General features: G+C 74.1%; 19 protein-coding genes. 11 read left to right on the top strand and 8 right to left on the bottom strand.

Annotation, left to right across the window (positions count from 1 at the left end; genetic code table 11):
- The first annotated feature begins 33 nt into the window (after nt 1-33).
- Nucleotides 34-909, top strand: a complete 876-nt coding sequence (locus tag COO58_RS04610; protein WP_098743964.1) for a L,D-transpeptidase family protein — start codon at nt 34-36, stop codon at nt 907-909.
- Nucleotides 910-1,029: 120 nt separating this feature from the next.
- Entirely contained in the window at nt 1,030-1,266 is a 237-nt protein-coding gene (locus tag COO58_RS04605; RefSeq protein WP_091583320.1) for a hypothetical protein, read from the top strand.
- A 4-nt stretch (nt 1,267-1,270) separates the two neighbouring features.
- Here the strand turns inward: COO58_RS04605 and COO58_RS04600 are convergent, their stop codons facing one another.
- Nucleotides 1,271-3,736 carry a helicase-associated domain-containing protein gene (locus COO58_RS04600; RefSeq protein ID WP_098743963.1) on the bottom strand — a complete coding sequence of 822 codons (2,466 nt, stop codon included), beginning with the start codon at nt 3,734-3,736 and terminating at the stop codon, nt 1,271-1,273.
- A gap of 37 nt (nt 3,737-3,773) precedes the next feature.
- On the opposite strand from COO58_RS04600, the gene COO58_RS04595 reads away from it, so the two are divergent.
- Both COO58_RS04595 and COO58_RS04590 read left to right on the top strand, forming a co-directional pair.
- A complete protein-coding gene (locus COO58_RS04595) occupies nt 3,774-4,397 on the top strand; it encodes an HAD family hydrolase (protein WP_091583314.1) in 624 nt (207 codons plus the stop codon).
- A gap of 28 nt (nt 4,398-4,425) precedes the next feature.
- Nucleotides 4,426-4,812 (top strand): cold-shock protein, encoded by a 387-nt coding sequence (locus COO58_RS04590; protein WP_091583311.1) that lies wholly within the window; start codon nt 4,426-4,428, stop codon nt 4,810-4,812.
- Here COO58_RS04590 and COO58_RS04585 read toward each other — a convergent pair.
- Nucleotides 4,773-5,603, bottom strand: a complete 831-nt coding sequence (locus tag COO58_RS04585; protein ID WP_091584294.1) for a 1,4-dihydroxy-6-naphthoate synthase — start codon at nt 5,601-5,603, stop codon at nt 4,773-4,775. The genes COO58_RS04590 and COO58_RS04585 overlap by 40 nt on opposite strands.
- Nucleotides 5,604-6,236: 633 nt before the next feature.
- Between COO58_RS04585 and COO58_RS04580 the strand changes: the two genes are divergently transcribed.
- Complete coding sequence (locus COO58_RS04580; protein WP_255292518.1) at nt 6,237-7,145, top strand: GNAT family N-acetyltransferase; 909 nt, start codon at nt 6,237-6,239, stop codon at nt 7,143-7,145.
- Here the strand turns inward: COO58_RS04580 and COO58_RS04575 are convergent.
- Complete coding sequence (locus tag COO58_RS04575) at nt 7,117-7,767, bottom strand: futalosine hydrolase (RefSeq protein WP_098743960.1); 651 nt, start codon at nt 7,765-7,767, stop codon at nt 7,117-7,119. The genes COO58_RS04580 and COO58_RS04575 overlap by 29 nt on opposite strands.
- Nucleotides 7,764-9,395 (bottom strand): MFS transporter, encoded by a 1,632-nt coding sequence (locus COO58_RS04570; RefSeq protein ID WP_098743958.1) that lies wholly within the window; start codon nt 9,393-9,395, stop codon nt 7,764-7,766. The genes COO58_RS04575 and COO58_RS04570 overlap by 4 nt, the downstream gene beginning before the upstream one ends.
- Before the next feature lie 87 nt (nt 9,396-9,482).
- Here COO58_RS04570 and COO58_RS04565 point away from each other — a divergent pair, with 87 nt between their 5' ends.
- A complete protein-coding gene (locus COO58_RS04565) occupies nt 9,483-10,325 on the top strand; it encodes a DUF3027 domain-containing protein (protein WP_098743956.1) in 843 nt (280 codons plus the stop codon).
- A 4-nt stretch (nt 10,326-10,329) separates the two neighbouring features.
- Here COO58_RS04565 and COO58_RS04560 read toward each other — a convergent pair whose 3' ends face one another.
- Nucleotides 10,330-10,545, bottom strand: a complete 216-nt coding sequence (locus COO58_RS04560) for a DUF2530 domain-containing protein (protein WP_369700189.1) — start codon at nt 10,543-10,545, stop codon at nt 10,330-10,332.
- A 138-nt stretch (nt 10,546-10,683) separates the two neighbouring features.
- On the opposite strand from COO58_RS04560, the gene COO58_RS04555 reads away from it, so the two are divergent.
- The 5 genes from COO58_RS04555 to thpR all read left to right on the top strand — a co-directional run bounded on the left by COO58_RS04555 (nt 10,684) and on the right by thpR (nt 15,241).
- Nucleotides 10,684-12,165: an NCS2 family permease gene (locus tag COO58_RS04555; RefSeq protein WP_091583290.1), complete on the top strand. Its 1,482-nt coding sequence runs from the start codon at nt 10,684-10,686 to the stop codon at nt 12,163-12,165.
- 61 nt (nt 12,166-12,226) lie between these two features.
- Nucleotides 12,227-12,676 (top strand): MarR family winged helix-turn-helix transcriptional regulator, encoded by a 450-nt coding sequence (locus COO58_RS04550; RefSeq protein WP_176558738.1) that lies wholly within the window; start codon nt 12,227-12,229, stop codon nt 12,674-12,676.
- Nucleotides 12,677-12,745: 69 nt separating this feature from the next.
- Complete coding sequence (locus COO58_RS04545; RefSeq protein WP_091583287.1) at nt 12,746-14,032, top strand: MFS transporter; 1,287 nt, start codon at nt 12,746-12,748, stop codon at nt 14,030-14,032.
- Nucleotides 14,033-14,148: 116 nt separating this feature from the next.
- Nucleotides 14,149-14,658, top strand: a complete 510-nt coding sequence (locus COO58_RS04540) for a hypothetical protein (protein ID WP_098743953.1) — start codon at nt 14,149-14,151, stop codon at nt 14,656-14,658.
- Between the two features lie 4 nt (nt 14,659-14,662).
- Nucleotides 14,663-15,241 (top strand): RNA 2',3'-cyclic phosphodiesterase, encoded by a 579-nt coding sequence (thpR, locus tag COO58_RS04535; protein ID WP_098743951.1) that lies wholly within the window; start codon nt 14,663-14,665, stop codon nt 15,239-15,241.
- Between the two features lie 152 nt (nt 15,242-15,393).
- Here the strand turns inward: thpR and COO58_RS04530 are convergent, their stop codons facing one another.
- From COO58_RS04530 to serC, 3 genes are all read right to left on the bottom strand, one after another.
- Entirely contained in the window at nt 15,394-16,380 is a 987-nt protein-coding gene (locus COO58_RS04530; RefSeq protein ID WP_091583275.1) for an aldo/keto reductase, read from the bottom strand.
- Between the two features lie 63 nt (nt 16,381-16,443).
- Entirely contained in the window at nt 16,444-17,532 is a 1,089-nt protein-coding gene (gene sepH, locus COO58_RS04525) for a septation protein SepH (RefSeq protein ID WP_091583270.1), read from the bottom strand.
- A 191-nt stretch (nt 17,533-17,723) separates the two neighbouring features.
- A complete protein-coding gene (serC, locus tag COO58_RS04520; protein ID WP_098743950.1) occupies nt 17,724-18,851 on the bottom strand; it encodes a phosphoserine transaminase in 1,128 nt (375 codons plus the stop codon).
- Nucleotides 18,852-18,902: the final 51 nt, after the last annotated feature.

Genomic DNA, 18,902 nt, shown 5'->3' with positions numbered 1-18,902 from the left:
CTAGCAAGCGGGACAACTGTCCAGGGAGGGCCCATGCAGCGTGTCCGGTTTCTCGCCCGGGTCGCCGGCCTGGCGGTGGTCGTGCTGGTCGGCGTCGGCGCGTGCGCGCTCGATCCGCAGCCGGAAGGCGCCGGGGTCACCACCCCCGCGCCGGTCGGGCTGACGGAGGGAGCATCGGGGGCGAGCGCGCCGCCCACGTCCGAACGGCCGGCGACGTCCCCGTCGGCGCAGCCGAGCCGGACGGCCACGCCGAAACCCTCCCGGTCGCCCGGGGCGACCGCCTCCCCGAAGCCCACCCCGAAGCCGAGCCGGTCCAGCGGATGCCCGCAGGGGGAGCACCAGCGGGCCGTGGAGAGCTACCTGAGCCGGCTGGGCGGTTTCGGGACGCTGACCGTGGACGGCGCGCAGTCCGCCGCCGACTGCGCCGCGATCAAGAAGTTCCAGACCCGGTACGGCATCAGCCCGGCCTCCGGCCGCGCCGGCCCCACCACGTACGACGTGGCGAAGCGGCTGGCGAACACCGACGTGTCGCGCTGCCGGGCCGGTTCCCGGCTCACCTTCTGCGTCGACCTGACCCGGCAGACCGTGTGGGCGATGCGCGGCGGCACGGTGGTGATGGGCCCGACCGTCACCCGCACCGGCATGTCCGGCTACGCCACGCCCGCCGGCACCTACTCGGTGGGGCGGAAGAACCCGCGCGAGTGGTCCAACCCGTACGAGGTGTGGCTGCCCTACTGGCAGCAGTTCAACGGCGGCATCGGCTTCCACGAGACCACCACCTACCTGCACAACGGGGCGATCGGCTCGCACGGCTGCGTCAACCTGCTGCACCGCGACGCGGTACGCCTCTGGGAGCTGGGCTCGGTCGGCACCCGCGTGGTGGTGGTCGGCCGCCGCCCCGGCACCTGAGCCCCGCCCCGCCCGCACCCGTGACCGGACCGCCCGGATCAGGGTTTTAACCCCTGTCCGTGCGATCCGCTCGGTGTCACGCTGGAAGCCGGGTCCACCACGGGGCGGGGAGGGGCTGACATGACCGTCGACCAGGACGTGCTTCCCGAGGACGAGCGGACGGGGCAGCACGAGGTCTCCACGGCGGTGATGGTTGGCTACGCGGCCGCCGCCGCCGGCGTGTTCGGCTGGTTCCTGTTCGGGCTGCTGGTGCAGCGGCAGGGCTTCGTCGACTCGGTCGGGGAGTCCGCCGGCGCGGCCTTCGCGCTGCTGCTGGCCGTCTCGGTGATCGGCACGTTGCGCCGCAACGGGGAGTGACGCCTCACTCCTCCAGCACGGCGGCCGTGATCCGGTGCAGCGCGAAGGTGTGCAGCATCTCGGTGCGGTCGTCCTCGGCGCGCAGATAGCCGGCGCCGATCGACACCGGCCGCACCAGCCGGGACGCGGTCGCCCCGTGCGCGTCGACGTAGCCCACCCAGACCAGCGCCCGGTCCCGTACCGCCTGCTGGAGCACCGCCAACGCGTCGCCGTGCCCGGGCACCGGCGTCGGACCGCCGGGCGGCGTGCCACCGCGGACCACGGCCGGCGCCCGCCGCGCCGCCCGGGCCGCCGCGTCACCCCGGCGGATCTGCTCGACCACGCCGAGCAGGCGGGGCATCGGCAGCTTCGGGGTGGCCAGCGGGTCCACCGGGCGTCCGGTGACCGGCGTCCGGGCCGGCGCCCGCCGGGTCTTCGGCCGGGCCAGCACCGTCGCGCCGCTCGCGTCCTCCGGCACCGGCGCGTAGCCGGCGTCACGCAGCGCGAGCAGCATCCGGTTGACCTGGTACGGGGTGACCAGCACCGTGGGCGCCAGCCGACGGAACGCCAACGACTCCAGCCGACGGTCCGCCTGGACCTCGGTGAGCAGGGCCTCGTCGTCGCTGCGCACGTAGCCACCGGCCGAGCCGACGCGCAGCCCGCCGTGCTTGCGCGCCACGTCGTCCACCAGGTAGCTGAGGCCCTGCGGCACCGGGGTGCGGGACCGGCGGCGGAACAGCGCGTGCAGGTCGTCGGCGGTGTAGCCGGCGTCCAGCGCCCGCCGGACGCTGGCCGTGGTGACCCGGTGCACGCTCGCCCCGCCCGCCGACTCGTGCTCGGCCACCACGTCCAGCTCGGCGGCGAGCGCCGGGTCGGGCGGGCCGGGCACCACCACGGTCAGGTCGGCCTGCACCAGGACGTGGTCGACCGGAGCGGGCAGCAGCCCGTCCAGCGCGCGCACCGCCGTCGACGGGTCACCCGACTCCGCGTCGGAGCGCAGCCCGAGCGGGTCGTCACCCCGCTCGTCGGCGTCGTTCAGCTCGGCCAGCAGCAGCCGCCCGTACGAGGTGAGCGCACCGAGCCCGGTCACGCCGAGCCGGGCGGCCTCGGCCAGCACCTCCCGGTGCGCCGACTCGCGGCCCCGGGCCCGCCGGGGCGCCCGCCAGTCGAGCAGCTCCAGCACCTCGTCGGGGGTCGGCGCGGTGCCCTGCGGCAGGTCGGCGAGCACGGCGAGCACCGCGCGCCGGGCGGGCGGCGCCCCGGCCCGTTCCGCCTCGGCCGAAAGCACCGAGATCGGGCGGTCCCGGTCGTCCCGCTGCCCGACCAGGCCCACCTGGCGCGTCATCGCCAGCCAGGCGCGGGCGAGTTGCTCCCAGCGTTGGGCGAGCGACGCGGCACGCCACACCTCGTACCCGCCGGTGGGCAGGATCTGCTGGTCACCGCCGTACCGGGTGCTGGCTCCGCCGGTCAGCTCCAGCTCGCCGACGAGCCCCGCCGCGTACGCCACCTCGAACAGCAGCGCGGTGGTCGGCTCGTCCTGGCCGAGACCGCGGGCGAGTCGGCGCAGGTCGCGCACGCCCACCCCGCCGGAGCGCAGCACCGGCGCCGGCTCGACGACCAGCGCCTCCAGCAGCGCCTCGGTGTGCCGGACCACCTCCATGGTCTGCCCGGCGCCGGCCGAGTCGACGGCCTTGACCTCCCGGGGCGGGCCGGACACCAGCGGCGGGCTGGTGCGCAGCGGGCCGAGCGGGCCGGCGTCGCGGCGCAGCACCAGCCCCACCTCGCGGGGCAGCTCGACGGTGCCGCCCTTGCCGCCGGACATCCGCACCAGCAGCCGGTGCTCGACCAGCCAGCGGATCGGCGAGCCGGTGGGCGCGCCGCCGTTGACCAGGTCGGGCGGGAGCACGTCCTCGCCGCCGGTGGCGGGCGCCTCCAGGGCCCCCGGGGCGACCGTGCCGACAGGTGGCCCGGCCGCGAGCCGGTCGAGCACCGCGCGGGCCGAGGGCGGCGCGGCCAGCAGCGTGCGCCGGAGCTTCGCCGGGTCCGCGCAGAGGGCCGCCGCGCGCGCGTCCAGCTCCGCCGCCGGCCGGCCGAGCCCCGCCGGGTACGGGGACACCTCGTCGACGCCGCCCACCACGCACAGGTCGTGCTCGGGGCCGTAGAGCAGGAACCGGGCCCGGAGCCGGTCCACCGCGGCGCGGACCGCGGTCGGGGCGGGCGGGTGCGGCCCGGCGGTGGCCATGGCCAGGATCTGGTCGGTGGAGGTGGCGCCCTCGGGGCCGCGGGTGAGCCGGGCGGCGTCGAGGATCTGCAGGGTGAACTGGTCCAGCCCGTCGAGCGCCCGGGCCACGGAGACCCGGGACTGGGCGCGCAGGGCGAGGGCGGACACGTCGGCCGGCACCGGCACGACGAGGTCCGGCCGCAGCTGGAGCAGCGCGGCCAGGGACTCGTCGGGAAGGGCCCGCAGGTGGTCGGCGAGTGAGGTGGTCATCGTCGTACCACGCTAGCCCGCTGGGTAGGTTCTCGGCATGTCTCCGCTGATGGTCGGCTTCGACCTCGACATGACCCTGGTCGACTCCCGCCCCGGCATCGCCGCGGCCTTCCGGGCGCTGACCGCGCGCACCGGCGTGCCGGTCGACGAGGAGCTGGCCGTCTCCCGGCTGGGTCCGCCGTTGCGCACCGAACTGGCGTACTGGTTCCCACCGGAGCGGGTCGAGGAGGCGGTGACGCTCTACCGGGAGCTCTACCCCGCGTACGCGATCACGCCGACCGTGCCGATGCCGGGCGCGGCGGCGGCCCTGCGGGCGGTGCACGCGCGCGGCGGGCGGACGATGGTGGTGACGGCCAAGATCGGGCGGCTGGCGCAGCTGCACCTGGACCACCTCGGCCTGCCGGTCGACGAGCTGGCCGGCGACCTGTTCGCCGAGCAGAAGGCGACCGCGTTGCGCGAGCACGGGGCGACGCTCTACGTGGGCGACCACGTGGCCGACATGGCCGCGGCGCGGGCGGCCGGGATCCCCGGCGTGGCGGTGGCGACCGGCCACTGCACGCCGGACGAGCTGAGCGCCGCCGGCGCGGAGGTGGTGCTGGATGATCTCGCCGAATTCCCGGCGGCGGTCGACCGGATCATCGGGCTAGCCTTGGAGGGGTAGACGGTTCGAGTGGAGCGGGGTTCGACAGGTGCCGACGGGTCGAGTGAAGTGGTACGACGCGGCCAAGGGATACGGGTTCGTCACCAGTGACGAGGGTGGCGACGTGTTCCTGCCGAAAGGCGCGCTACCGGCGGGTGTCGCCGACCTGAAGGGTGGTCAGCGGGTCGATTTCAGCGTGGTGGACAGCCGGCGGGGCGCCCAGGCGATGGGGGTCAAGCTGCTGGAGGCGCCGCCGTCCGTGGCGGAGCTGCGCCGGCGACCGGCCGAGGAGCTGCACGGCCTGGTCGAAGACATGATCAAGGTGCTGGAGGCGAAGGTCCAGCCGGACCTGCGCCGGGGCCGCTTCCCGGATCGCCGGACCGCGCAGAAGATCGCTCAGCTGGTCCACGCGGTGGCGCGCGAGCTGGAGGTCTGAGGGACGAGCCCGGCGTCGGCGGCCCGGCCCAGCAGCGCCTCCACGGCGGCGAAGCCGGCCTCACCCAGGTCGGCGGTGAACTCGTTGACGTAGAGGCCGATGTGCCGGTCCACCACGTCGGGCTCCATCTCCTGCGCGTGCGCGAGGACGTACTCGCGGCTGGCCTCGGGGTCGGCCCAGGCCTGCCGCACCGACTCGCGGATCCAGGCGGCGGCCTCGACCGGGTCCACCGCGCCGCGGCGGGCCAGGATCGCGCCGAGCGGGATCGGCAGGCCGGTGTCGCCCTCCCACCACTCACCCAGGTCGACCAGGGCGGTCAGCCCGTGGCGCGGGTAGGTGAAGCGCGCCTCGTGGATCACCAGCCCGGCGTCGTACCGGCCCGCGGCCACGCCCGGCATGATCTCGTGGAACGGCACCACCTCGATCCGCGCCGGCGCCTGGTCCGCAGCCCAGAGCCGGAACAGCAGGTACGCCGTGGTCCGCTCACCGGGCACCGCGACTGTCGCGCCGGACAGGTCGGCCCGGTCGCCCCGGGTCAGCACGAGCGGCCCGCAGCCCCGGCCGAGCGCGCCCCCGCAGGGCAGCAGGTGGTAGTCGTCGAGCAGCCACGGCAGCGCCGCGTAGCTGACCTTCACCAGGTCGAACGCTCCCCGCTCGGCGGCCGTGTTGGTGACGTCCACGTCCGCGTAGGTCACCTCGACCGGCGGTGCGCCCGGCACCCGGCCGTGCACCAGCGCGTCGAAGACGAACGTGTCGTTGGGGCAGGGGGAGATCGCCAGGGAGAGCGCCACGCCCCCACCGTAACCCCGGCCACCGCCGTGCCCCATAGCCCGGCCGCGGGTGTGAAACGTCACCGCGCGGCGGTCGAGACGCTGTTCCGCTGGGGGCGGCGCGTCGACCTGGTCCCGCCGCCGGCCGGGTGGCAAGACCTGGCACGGGCCGGCGAAGACGGTCATCGCTGGCACGCCTTTCGAGCTGATATCAGAAACGACTCACAGCGCCTCACCCCGCACCGGCGCCGGCACGGGAGCGACCGCCGTGCCGGGACGCTCCTTCGCGCTGGGACGGCCTTCCGCGCTGGGACGGCCTTCCGTGCCGGGACGGCCTTCCGTGCCGGGACGGCCTTCCGTGCCGGGACGGCCTTCCGCGCTGGGACGGCCTTCCGTGCCGGGACGGCCTTCCGCGCTGGGACGGCCCCGGCCCAACCGCCCTGCTGCCGACCGCCCGTGGTGTCGGTCTGCCCGTGGTGTCGGTCCGCCCGTGGTTCCGAAACGTGCGCGGGGCCGGCGATATCACCGACGACTCAGCTCCAAAGGCGCTCGTTGTCCACACACCCTGCCGCTCGCAGGCGGATGTCCACAGGGTTATCCACAGGTGGAGGGCGGCTGTTGAGAAGTACCGTCCGGGGCCGGCACGCTACCGGTGTGGCTGAACCGACTCCGTCCTCGCGCGGCACCGACCTGGGCGATCTGCTCCGCAGGCTGCGGCGGCGGGCCGACCTCAGCCAGCGGGAGCTGGCTGCCCGGGCGGGGGTGCCCCAGCCGGCAGTCGCCCGCATCGAGTCGGGCCGGGCCCCGGATCCCCGCTACCGGACGGTCGAGCGCCTGGTCCGCGCGGCCGGCGGCCGGATGCGGGTCGATGTCGAGCCGTCGGCGGCGGAGCAACCGACCGCGCCGGAGCAACCGACCGCGCCGGAGCAACCGACCGCGCCGGAGCAACCGACCGCGCCGGTCCCGCACGACGACATGCGGGACCGGGCGGGTCGTCGCTATCCCGCACACCTCGACGTCTGGGAGGTGCACGAGCCCCGGGACTGGCCGGGCGCGTGGTGGGCCGAGTGGTATTCGCTGCCGGCTCGGCTGTACCCGTTGCCCCTGCCGCCGGCGACCTATCGGCTGAACCGGGACTACCGCGACGAGCGTCGGGAGCGCGAGGCGGTCCGGCAATCGGTGACGGTACGGCGGGTCACCGGCCCGACCGTGCCGGCGACGGCGTGGCGTTTCGTCGCCGAGCTTCGCGACGGTGAGCTGATCGGTGAGCTGCGGGCGCACGAGGAGAGCCCTCACCTGCGGTGGGGCGACGGCGAGCGTGCGGAGGAGCGGGAGGCCGTCCTGGACGGCGTGCTGGTCCTGGCCCGGTACCGACGGTTGGGCATCGGGCGGCGCCTCGTGCAGACGTTGCTGGAGGCGCTCGGCCCGGTCCGCGTCCGTGCGCTCACCGAACAGCCGGGAATCAGTTTCCTGCACGCGTGCGGCTTCGGCATCGAGGCGAGCCGGCCGGCTGCTATGCGGTTCGAGGCATCGGTCAGCGGAGCGCGGCCGCGGCGGTGGTGAGCGCGGTGAACGCCTCGCGCATGCGCCACGAGCTGCGGTCCCGGGGGCCGACCGGGTTCGAGATCGTCCGCAGCTCGGCGAAGGGGACGCCGGCCTGGGCGGCGGCGACGGCGACGCCGTACCCCTCCATGGCCTCGGCCACGGCGTCGGGGTGCCGGTCGGCGAGGGTCGCGGTGCTCTCGGCGGTGCCGGTCACCGTGCTGACCGTGAGCACCGTGCCGACGGTGGCCGCCGGCAGGGCGGCGCGCAGCGCGCCCAGCAGGCCCGGGTCGGCGGGCACGACGCGTCCGCCGCCCAGCAGCTCCGGGGGCATGCCCAGGTCCTCGACCGGGATGAACCCGGCCGGCGACTCGGCGCCCAGGTCGGCGGCGACGCTGCGGTCGGCCAGCACGGTGCCGCCGACGGCGACCCGGCCGACGAAACCGCCGGCGATGCCGGCGCTGACCACCGCCCGGTACGGCTGCCCGGCCGCCTCGGCCAGCGCCAGCACCCGTGCGGTGGCGGCGCCGGCGACCGCCGGGCCGACCCCGACCGGCAGCACCGTCACGGTCGCACCGGTGAGGCCGGCGCGGACCGCCTCGGCCTCGGCGGGCACCGCCGTGACCACCAGCAACCCGGTCACGCCACCGGCCCCCGGGGGTCGCGCCGGTTCTCGTCCTCCGCCGTGCCCGGCCCGCCGACCGACGAGGAGGGGCGGTAGATGTGGAATCCGGGCGGCGCGAGTTCGTCGTCGTCCGGTCGCGGTTCGACGCGCTGCGGCGCCGGCGAGGTCGGGGCCGGGTCGTCGAACGAGGTCGGGGCCGGGTCGTCGGGGCGGCTGACCGGCTCGACGCCCGGCTCGTCGGCACCCAGTTCGTCGTCGCCCAGCGGTCGGCCGGCCAGGTGCTCACCGCGCAGCCGGCTGGCGACCAGCACCCCGCGCAGGGCCACCAGCGAGGCCACGGCGGCGGCGACCGCCACGCCGATCAGGCCGGTGAACGGCACCAGCCCGAGCCCGCCGCCGGCCACGAAGGCGAGCATCAGCGCGGTCTCCGAGTGCGCGAAGGAACTGGCCCGCAGCCGCTCCGGGATGCGTTCCTGGATCGAGGCGTCCACCGCCAGCTTGGCGATCCCGCTCATCAGCGCGGCCACCAGGCAGAGCAGCGCCACCATCGGCAGCGAGAACTTGAGCGTGGCGAGCACCGCCACGCCGGCGACGACGACCGTGCCGCTGGACTGGATCGCGGTCGGGCGGTGGATGCGCAGCCGGGTGCCGAGCGCGGTGGCCAGGAAGGTGCCCACCGCGAGCGCGCCGCCGACCAGGCCCAGCGCGGCCTGCGCACCCAGCTCCCGACCGAAGAAGTCGGTGGTCAGGTCGCCGCCCTTGATGGCGAACGCGAGGAAGAGCAGCAGGAAGCCGTAGAGCCCGCGCAACGCCGCCGCGCCGATCAGCGTGGCGATCACCAGCCGGCCGGCCGGGCGCCCCCGGCCCAGCGGGCGTTCGCCGTCGCGGCGGCGCATCGCCCGCAGCGGGTGCGGCAGCCGCTCCGGCGGCTCCGAGTCGGCCTTCGGTGGCAGCCGGAGCGAGATCACCATGCCGATCAGGAAGATCACCGAGGCGACCCGCAGCGGCCACTGCGGTCCGAACCAGAACGCGGCCAGGCCGATCGGGGCCACCAGCGCGCCGGCCACCGTGCCGTAGACGCTGGCCCGCGCCCCGACCTGGGACAGCCCCAGCCCATCGGGAAGCAGTCGGGGCACCGCGGCGGACCGGGCCACCCCGTAGGCGCGGGAGAGCGCGAGCACCCCGAACGCGGCCGGGTAGAGCCCGAAGCCGCCGATGTAGTCGGAGATCAACCAGGCCAGGAAGGCCCGGCCGAGCATGGTCGCGGCCAGGGCGTAGCGGCGGCCGTGACGGAAGTGGTCGAGCAGCGGCCCGACCACCGGGGCGAGCATGGCGAACGGGACCATGGTCACCAACAGGTAGAGCGCGACCTTGTTGCGCGCCTCACCCAGCGGTACGTCGAAGAAGATCGTCCCGGCCAGGCCGATGGCGATCAGCGTGTCGCCGGCGCAGGAGAGCGCGTGCAGGTCGAAGAGGCGGACCATGCCCACCTCGTTGCCGGCGCTGCGGGCCCGGGCGGTGCCGGCCCGGCGGGTCATCCAGCGCCCACCGTGCACCGAGCCCCGCAGCAGCAGCCGGGTGGCGCGGATGCCGGTGCCGACGGTCCGCCCGAGAAAGGAGCGGCCGGAGCGGGAGGACAGCGCCATGTGTCCCATCCTCGCCCATCTGCTCCGCGCGCGCCGCATCACCCGGAGAGAACGACTCCGGGGAGTGCCTGTCACCGTTCCACGGGCATGGGGAACAATGGACCGGTGACCAGGCCCGCCTCCGCCCGTGCTCCCCGGCTCGACCAGGCCTGCGCCGCCGCCGTCGAGGTGGCCCGCGACGCCATCACCGAGGTGGAGCCGACCGACGTCGGCGACCACCTCCAGGCCGTCGCCGAGGGCGACCGGGTCGTCACCCACTACTTCGACTGCCGGATGGCCGGCTACCGCGGCTGGCGCTGGGCCGTCACGGTGACCCGGGTGCCGCGCAGCAAGCACGTCACCATCTGCGAGACGGTGCTGCTGCCCGGCCCCGACGCGCTGCTCGCCCCGGGCTGGCTGCCCTGGCAGGAGCGGCTCAAGCCGGGCGACCTCGGCCCGGGCGACCTGCTGCCCACCCCGGCCGACGACGAGCGACTCGCCCCCGGCTACCTGCTCTCCGACGACCCGGCCGTGGAGGAGACCTCCTGGGAGCTGGGCCTCGGCCGGGCCCGGGTGCTGTCCCGCGAGGGACGCGCCGACACCGCCCAGCGCTGGTACGACGGCGACCACGGGCCGGACGCCCCGATCTCCGCCGCCGCGCCGGCCGCCGCCCGCTGCGGCACCTGCGGCTTCTACCTGCCGCTGGCCGGTGCGCTCCGGCTGGCCTTCGGCGCCTGCGGCAACTTCTTCGCCCCGGACGACGGCCGGGTGGTCAGCGCCGACCACGGCTGTGGCGCGCACTCGGAGACGCTGGTCGAGGCGGCGGCCGAGACGCCGGTCGACGAGCTGCCCACGGTCTACGACGACAGCGCGGTCGAGGCCATGTCTGTCAGCCGCGCCCCGGGCTCGGTGGAGGCGGCCGAGCCGGCGGAGCCGTACGGCCACTCCTGACCGGTCAGCGCTGAACTTCGGCGGCCGCCCGGCGGCGGCGCCGGTTGGCGTCGTGCCGCATCATCGTGGCCAGCCCGGGAAAGCCCCACAGGAAACCGGCGAGGCAGGTCCAGAGCCAGTTCTGGTGGCCGTGCGCGGTGAGCCAGTCGCGGAAGAAGAGCAGCAGCACCAGTCCGGCCACCGCCCAGGCGATCAGCCCGGCAACGGCGAACGGCACCATCGGCGGGTCGAGCGGCTCGGGCCGCGGCTGCTGCTCTCGGGGCACCGGTCCAGCGTACGTGATCGTCCTTCCCTGCCCGCCGGGTGATCTGGGACGATGCGCGCGACAAAACCGGTCGATGAACACGATGAGGACCCGATGTCCATTGCTCCGCCGCCGGATCACGGCACGCCGCCCGACCCCGCGCACCCGCGCAACGCGTTCGACCGCTACTTCGAGATCTCCGCCCGCCGGTCCACCACCGGCCGGGAGATCCGGGGCGGGTTCGCGACGTTCTTCACGATGGCGTACATCGTGGTGTTGAACCCGCTGATCCTCGGCGGCGCGGAGGACGCCGACGGGCGCACGCTGGCCATCCCGGCGCTGGCCGCGGCCACCGCGCTGGTGGCCGGTCTGATGACCATCCTGATGGGGGTGGTGGCCCGGTTCCCGATCGCGCTGGCCGCCGGGCTGGGCGTGAACGCGCTGGTCGCCTTCGAGATCGCGCCGCAGATGACCTGGGCGGACGCGATGGGCCTGGTGGTCATCGAGGGTGTGCTGATCGGCATCCTGGTGCTCACCGGGCTGCGTACCGCCGTGTTCCGGTCCGTGCCGACGCAGCTCAAGACCGCGATCGGCGTCGGCATCGGCCTGTTCCTGACCATCATCGGCCTGGTCGACGCCGGGTTCGTGCGCCGGGTGCCGGACGCGGCGAACAGCACCGTGCCGGTCGGGCTGGGCATCAACGGCAAGATCGTCAGCTGGCCGATGCTGGTCTTCGTGGTGGGCCTGCTGATCACCGTGGTGCTGGTGGTCCGCCGGGTCCGTGGCGCGATCCTGATCGGCATCCTGGCCTCCACCGTGCTGGCCGTCGTGGTCGAGGCGATCGGCAACATCGGCCCGTCCTTCGTCGACGGCAAGCCGAACCCGAAGGGCTGGGCGCTGAACGTGCCCGAGCTGCCGAAGCAGGTGGTGGACCTGCCGGACCTGTCGCTGCTGGGCAACTTCAACGTGCTGGACTCGTGGACCCGGGTCGGCTGGCTGGTCCCGCTGATGTTCGTCTTCACGCTTCTGATCACGGACTTCTTCGACACCATGGGCACGATGGTCGCGATCGGCCAGGAGGGGGACATGCTCGACGAGCAGGGCACCCCGCCGCGCGCCAAGGAGATCCTGCTGGTCGACTCGATCGCCGCCGCCGCGGGTGGCGCGGCCTCGGTGTCGAGCAACACCTCGTACATCGAGAGCGCGGCCGGGGTCGGGGAGGGCGCCCGGACCGGCGTGGCCAACCTGGTCACCGGCGCCCTGTTCCTGCTGGCCATGTTCCTGGCGCCGCTGTCGGCGATCGTGCCGTTCGAGGCCGCGTCGACGGCGCTGGTGGTGGTCGGCTTCCTGATGATGACGGCGGTCCGCACGATCGACTGGACCGACTACGAGATCGCCATCCCGGCGTTCCTCACCATCGTGCTGATGCCGTTCACCTACTCGATCTCGAACGGCATCGGGGCCGGCGTGATCAGCTACGTGCTGGTGAAGCTGGCGAAGGGCAAGGCGCGGGAGGTCCACCCCCTGCTGTACGGCGTGGCCGCGCTCTTCATCCTCTATTTCCTGCGCGGGCCGATCGAGTCCGTGCTGCTCTGACGCTGGTGAGCCTGGTCATAACGCATGTCGTTAGCCAGGCTCATTAGTTAAGCTAACGAGTGTGACGGAGCGGACGGTGACGGCGAAACGCGTGCCACCGGCGCAGCTGGCCCCCCAGCTGCGAGATGCGATCACCCGACTCAACCGGCGGGTCCGACAGGCCCGGCCGGTCGGCGACCTCACGGTCACCCAGCTGTCGGCGCTCACCAGCCTCAAGCTGGCAGGCGCCCTCACGCCCCGGGAACTGGCCGACGTCGAACGGGTGCAGCCGCCCACGATGACGAAGATCGTCGCGAAGTTGGAGGAGCGGGGCCTCGTGCAGCGCACCCCCCACCCGACCGACGGACGGCAGGTCATCCTGGCGGCGACCGAGGGGGGACGGGCCGTGCTCGACCAGTTCGAGCGGGCCCGCAACGAGTGGCTGGCCAGCCGGCTGGCCGCGCTCAGCGAGGAGGAACGCGACACGCTACGGCGGGCCGCGGACATCCTTCAGGCAATCGCCCGCGCCTGACACCGCGTCGCGCGGTTCGCTTCGTCCGTTGTGGATGAGGCGTACCCGACGCGAGGAGGCGCACCTAGAGTGCAGGCCAAGCTGAGCACGATGTTCCAGTCCCTACGAGTCCGCAACTACCGACTCTTCGCCACCGGGCAGCTGATCAAACTGATCGGCGTCTGGATGATGTTCATCGCCCAGGACTGGCTCGTCCTCGAGCTCAGCGACAACTCCGCGACCGCGCTCGGCGTGGTCACCGCGTTGCAGTTCACCCCCGTACTCCTGCTCACCCTGCTCTCCGGCCGGCTCGCCGACCGCTACGACAAGCGGATGCTGCTCTTCGTCGCCAACGCGTTCTGGACCGTGCTGGCGCTCGGGATGAGCCTGCTGGTCGTCACCGGCGTCGTGCAGCTCTGGCACGTCTTCGCGTTCGCCGCCCTGCTCGGCGTCGCCAACGCGGTGGAGACCCCGGTCCGGCAGGCGTTCGTCTCCGAGCTGGTCGGCATGCCGCTGCTGCCGAACGCGCTCTCGCTCAACGCGGCCGTGTTCAACTCCGCCCGGATCGTCGGCCCGGCCGTCGCCGGCCTGGCCATCGCCGCCTTCGACGTCGGCCCGGTCTTCCTGGTCACCGCGCTCAGCTCGATCGCCCCGCTGGTCAACGTCGTGCGGATGCGCCCGCAGGAGCTGCACCGCAAGGACCTGCCGCCGGCCGGCGAGCGGGACCAGGCGCGGGTGGTGGACGGCCTGCGCTACGTGGCGCGCCGCCCCGACCTCCTGCTGCCGATGGTCGTCATGTCGGTGATCGGGATGAGCCTGTTCAACTTCCAGCTCACCCTCGCCGCGCTGGCCAAGACCGTGTTCCACACCGGCGCCGCCTCGTTCGGCCTGTTCAGCACCGCGCTGGCGGTCGGCGCGCTGGTGGGTGCGCTGGCCGGGACCGGCCGGCGCAGCCGGCCCTCGGTCTGGCTGGTGCTCGGCGCGGCGATCGGCTGCGCCAGCTTCGGCACCCTGGTCGGGCTCGCCCCGGCGTACTGGATGGTGGTCTCGCTCCTGCTGCCCACCGGGTTCTTCATGGTCTTCTTCGCCCAGGCCGCCAACCAGCGCGTGCAGCTCGGCGTCGACGCCTCCTTCCGGGGACGGGTGATGGCGCTGTGGGTGCTGGTGTTCCTGGGAACGAACCCGGTCGGCGCGCCGATCATCGGGTGGGTGGCCGAGCGGTTCGGCGCCGGCGCGAGCATCTGGATGGGTGGCCTGATCTCACTGGCCGCAGCGCTGCTGGCGCTCACCTGGCAGCTGCGCCGCTCCGGCGCCCGGCTGCGGATGCGGGTGCTGCCGATGCCCCGCTTCTACGTGGTGTCCCCCGGGGCCGAGTGAAAGGAGGGGCCCCCTCTTAACGCATTCGGTAGAGGAGGGGTCCCCTTTTAACACCCGTACCAGTCGGATTCCCGGAACGGGTGGCAGCCGGGTGCGGCAGGGCTTAGCGTCGATGTGTGGGATTGGGGCAGGAGCTGCTACTCGCGCTGACGATCCTCGCCGTCTGCTGCCTGCCCGCTCTGATCGCGCTGGTCTTCTGCGCCGACGAGATCCTCGACCGGGTCGCCTGCGGCTGGGCCGACTGGCGCGACCGACGCCGCGAACGCCGCACCGTCGCCCGACTCGACCGGGCCATCGAGGCCGAGGCGCTGACCCGCGACATCGACCTCACCGAGTTCGACCGGGAGGGCCGCCGCCCGCTGGAGCAGCTCGCCACCGATCTGCGCCGGCTCGGCGGCCACCGGCTCGCGGCCGCCGACCGCTCGGTGGTGTGGCACGGCGCGGTCATCGAGGCGTACGACGAGCGGCTGCGGGCCGCCTGCCGGGCCCTGGGCATCGCCGAGCACCTGGCCGAGCTGGACGGCGTCGACCGGGAGATCGAACGGGTACGCGTCGAGGGGCTGCTGCACGCCGCCGGGCTGACCCTGCCCGCCGCGCGGGCGGCGCACCACCAGCGGCACCGCTGACCGGGTGCGCCTCTTCGTGGCGGTCTACCCGCCTCCGGCGGCGGTCGCCGACCTGGCCCGGCGGATCACCGGGCTGCGTGTCGGCGCCGCCTCCGCCGCCGGCGTCAAGGTGCGGCTCGCCGACCCGGATCACCTGCACCTGACGCTGGCCTTCCTCGGCGAGGTGCCGGACGACCGGCTGGTCGACGTCGAGAGCGCGCTCGGGCTGGCCGCGCAGGCGTTCCGCGACGGCCGGGCCGGCTCACCTCGGCTGCGCCTCGGCGGTGGTGGCAGCTTCGGTCAGGGGCGTTCCACGGTGCTGTGGGTGGACGTGCGGGGTGAGGCCGACGCGCTGGACACGCTCGCCCGGTTGGTGCGCGCCGGGCTGCGCCGGGCCGAGCTGCCCCACGACGACAAGCCGTTCCGTGCCCACCTGACCATCGCCCGTCCCGGTGACCGGGTCGCCGCCGCCGACGTCTGCGCCGACCGCGAGGATCTGCACAGGTACGAGGGTCCGGAGTGGCCGGCCGACGAGCTGGTCCTGGTCCGCAGCCACCTCGGGCGGAACGCTCGCCACACCCGCCTCGCCGCCTGGCCGCTGTGACAGCTCGCCGCCTGGCGGCTGTGACAGCTCGCCACCGGCATCCGCAGCGTTGAGCTGCCGGCTGCCGGCTGCCCGTCACCCGTCATGCGGCGCCGTGTTAACAAGGGCCCCCGCCTATACCGGAGGCGTTAAGCGGGGGCCCTTCCTTGCACCTACCAGGCCCAGGCCTCGGGGCCGGGGCCGCCGTTGCCGACGGGCGGGAACAGCTCGTCGAGGCGGGTGAGGGTGGGGTCGTCCAGGTGCACGTCGAGGGCGCCGAGGTTCCGGTCGAGTTGGTCCATGGTGCGCGGACCGACGATCGGGGCGGTCACGCCCGGCCGGGACAGCAGCCACGCCAGCGCCACGTCGGCCGGGTCCTGGCCGAGGTCAGCGCAGAGCTTCTCGTACGCCTCGATGGTGGTCCGGTGCTCGGCCAGCGCGTCGGCCGAGCGGCCGCTGGCGCCCCGGGCCGCGCTGCCGTCGGCCATCTTGCGGATGATCCCGGAGAGCAGCCCGCCGTGCAGTGGCGACCAGGGGATGATGCCCAGGCCGTAGTGCTGCGCGGCCGGGATCACCTCCAGCTCGACGTGCCGGGTGAGCAGGTTGTAGATGGACTGCTCGGAGACGAGGCCGAGGAAGTTGCGCTTGCCGGCCGCCGCCTGTGCCTGCGCGATGTGCCAGCCGGCGAAGTTGGACGACCCGACGTAGAGCACCTTGCCCTGGGCGACCAGCGTCTCCATCGCCTGCCAGATCTCCTCCCACGGCGTGGTCCGGGAGACGTGGTGCATCTGGTAGAGGTCGATGGTGTCGGTCTGGAGCCGCCGCAGCGAGTCCTCACAGGCCCGGATGATGTGCCGGGCGCTCAAGCCCTGGTCGTTGGGCCACTCGCCCATCTTGCCGTAGACCTTCGTGGCCAGGACGACCTTGTCGCGCCGCCCGCCGCCCTGGGCGAACCAGCGGCCGACGATCTGCTCGGTCACGCCCTCGCCGAGCTTCCAGCCGTAGACGTTCGCGGTGTCGAAGAAGTTGATCCCGTGTTCGAGCGCCCGGTCCATGATGGCGAAGCTGTCCGGCTCGTCGGTCTGCGGCCCGAAGTTCATCGTGCCGAGGCAGAGCCGGCTCACCGACAGTCCGGTGCGTCCCAGGTTCGTGTACTCCATGGGTCCACCCTGGCACGCGGGCACTTCGAGTGCCTTGTCGACGAGCCAGGGCGGACCGGAGGATCAGGAGGACTCGCGGGCCGCCGGGCCGCTGCCGAACAGCACGTCGTCCCAGCTCGGGAGCCGCTTGCGCGGCTTGCCGGCGGCGTCGGTGGACTCGTTGCCCGAGCCGCCGGACGCCGCCGCCGGACCGGTGCGCCGAGGCCGCAGCACAGCCAGCGACGGCACGGCCGGGACCTCCTTCGGCGCGTCCGAGTCGTCGTCGAACGCCGAACCCTGCCCGCCGCCGAGCAGCGCGGCGGCACCACCGGCGACCGCCCGCTGGCGGGGGGCGTCCGACCCGGCCAGCGCGGCCGGGGACCGGGTGTCGAGGCCACGACCGGACGTGCCGCCGAGCGGCCGGTCCAGCGAGGCGAGCAGCGCGTCCCGGCCGGCGCGGATCGGGTCCCGCCCCGGACGGGCGTGGTCGGACGCGGCCGGCAGGCCGTGCCCGCCCCGGCTCGGCTCGCCGCGCGACGGACCGGGCAGCGCGTGGCCGCCCCGCTCCGGCGCCGGCTCCTGGCCGAGGATCGGCGTCGGACGCTCGGCGCACAGGTATTGCGCCATGTCGTCGTGCGGGGCGACGTTCTGCCGGGTCTTGTCGAGGTCCCAGACCGCCTGGGCGGTGGCCTTGCCGGACGGCCAGGTGGCGATGATCCGCCAGGTGCCGTCGTCGCGGCGGTAGGCGTCCCAGGAGATCTTCTCGGTGTCGATCCCGTGCTGGGCCAGCCGGCCGTTGACCACCTCGGCCAGCGGGGTGGGCTTCTCCGCGCCCTTGAGCCGGGTGCGGCGGGCGTGCTGGGCGAGCATGGCCCGCTCCTGGAGCACCGGGCCGGCGTAGCGCAGCACCCGGTCGACCGGCACGCCGGCGATGCGGGCGACGTCCTCCGCGGACTCGCCGGAGCGGATCCGGGCCTGGATGTCGCGCGGGGACAGGGACGGCGTCGGGTCGGTGGCGGACGGCACCACGGCGAGCGGGGGCGCGCCCGGCTCGGCGTGCAGCGCCGAGGCGATGCGCTCGTCGATGGGCAACGCGAGCAGGCGCCCCACCTCGTCGGCGAGCACCAGGGCCTGGCCGTCCTCGGAGAGGGCGACGAAGCGTACTGGGCGCATGGGCTTGCCTCCGTCCCGCTTCGCTGGCCGTCACGCCACGGGAGCCGGCCACCCGGGCGTCTCGCACCACCGTACGCTCATCTACCCGGACATGGGGACTGCGACACCCCGGCATGTCGCGACTGAGCTGCGGCAATGATCACGGTGGGTGGCCGCCGGAGCCCCGACGACCACCCACCGTGACGGAACGATCAGAGTCGCTCGACCACGTAGTCGATGGACGCGGTGAGCGCCTCGACGTCGGCCGGCTCGACGGCCGGGAAGAGCGCCACCCGCAGCTGGTTGCGGCCGAGCTTGCGGTAGGGCTCGGTGTCGACGATGCCGTTGGCGCGCAGCGCCTTGGCGATCGCGGTGGCGTCCACCCCGTCGGCGAAGTCGACGGTGGCGACCACGTTGGAGCGCAGCGCCGGGTCCGACACGAACGGGGTGGCGAACGACGAGCGCTCGGCCCAGCCGTACACTATGCCGGCGCTCTCGGCGGTGCGCTTGGCCGCCCAGGCCAGGCCGCCCTGGGAGTTCATCCAGTCGGTCTGCTCGGCGGCCAGGAAGATGGTGGCCAGCGCGGGCGTGTTGTACGTCTGCTCCAGCCGCGAGTTGTCGATCGCGGTGACCAGGTCGAGGAAGGCCGGGATGTAGCGACCCGAGGACTTGATCTCGGTGGCCCGGGCGAGCGCGGCCGGCGACATCAGCGCCAGCCAGAGGCCGCCGTCGGAACCGAAGCACTTCTGCGGGGCGAAGTAGTAGACGTCGGTCTCGCCGACGTTGACGTCCAGGCCGCCGGCGCCGGAGGTGGCGTCGACCAGCAGCAGCGAGCCCTCGTCGGCGCCCGGCACCCGGCTGATCGGCACCGCCACGCCGGTCGAGGTCTCGTTGTGCGGGGTGGCGTAGACGTCCACGCCCGCCTCGGCGACCAGGGACGGCGCGCTGCCCGCCTCGGACTTGCGCACGGTCGGCTCGCCCAGGAACGGGGCGTCGGAGACCGACTTGGCGAACTTGGCGCCGAACTCGCCGAAGCTGGCGAACTGGGCCCGGTCACGGATCAGGCCGAACGTGGCGACCTCCCAGAACGCGGTGGTGCCGCCGTTGCCGATCACCACCTCGTACCCCTCGGGGAGGGAGAAGAACTCGGCCAGGCCACGGCGCAGCCGGGCGACCTGGTCCCGGACCGTCTTCTGCCGGTGCGACGTGCCCAGGTAGCTGGTGGCGACGTCGGCGAGCGCGGAGACCGCGGCCGGACGGACCTTGGAGGGCCCGCAGCCGAAGCGTCCGTCGGCGGGCCTGAGGTCGTCGGGAATCCGGATGGTCGGTGCGTCAGCCACGGTTGTCTCGATCCTTCCGCATGGGCGAGGGCGGGCCCTTCCTGCGGGCGC

Origin of the sequence: Micromonospora sp. WMMA1996 (assembly GCF_002573675.1) — a bacterium.
In the GTDB taxonomy this organism is placed as follows: Bacteria; Actinomycetota; Actinomycetes; order Mycobacteriales; family Micromonosporaceae; genus Micromonospora; species Micromonospora sediminicola.
The sequence above is the reverse complement of the archived record's forward strand: the minus strand, read 5'-3'. Positions and strand labels throughout refer to the sequence as shown.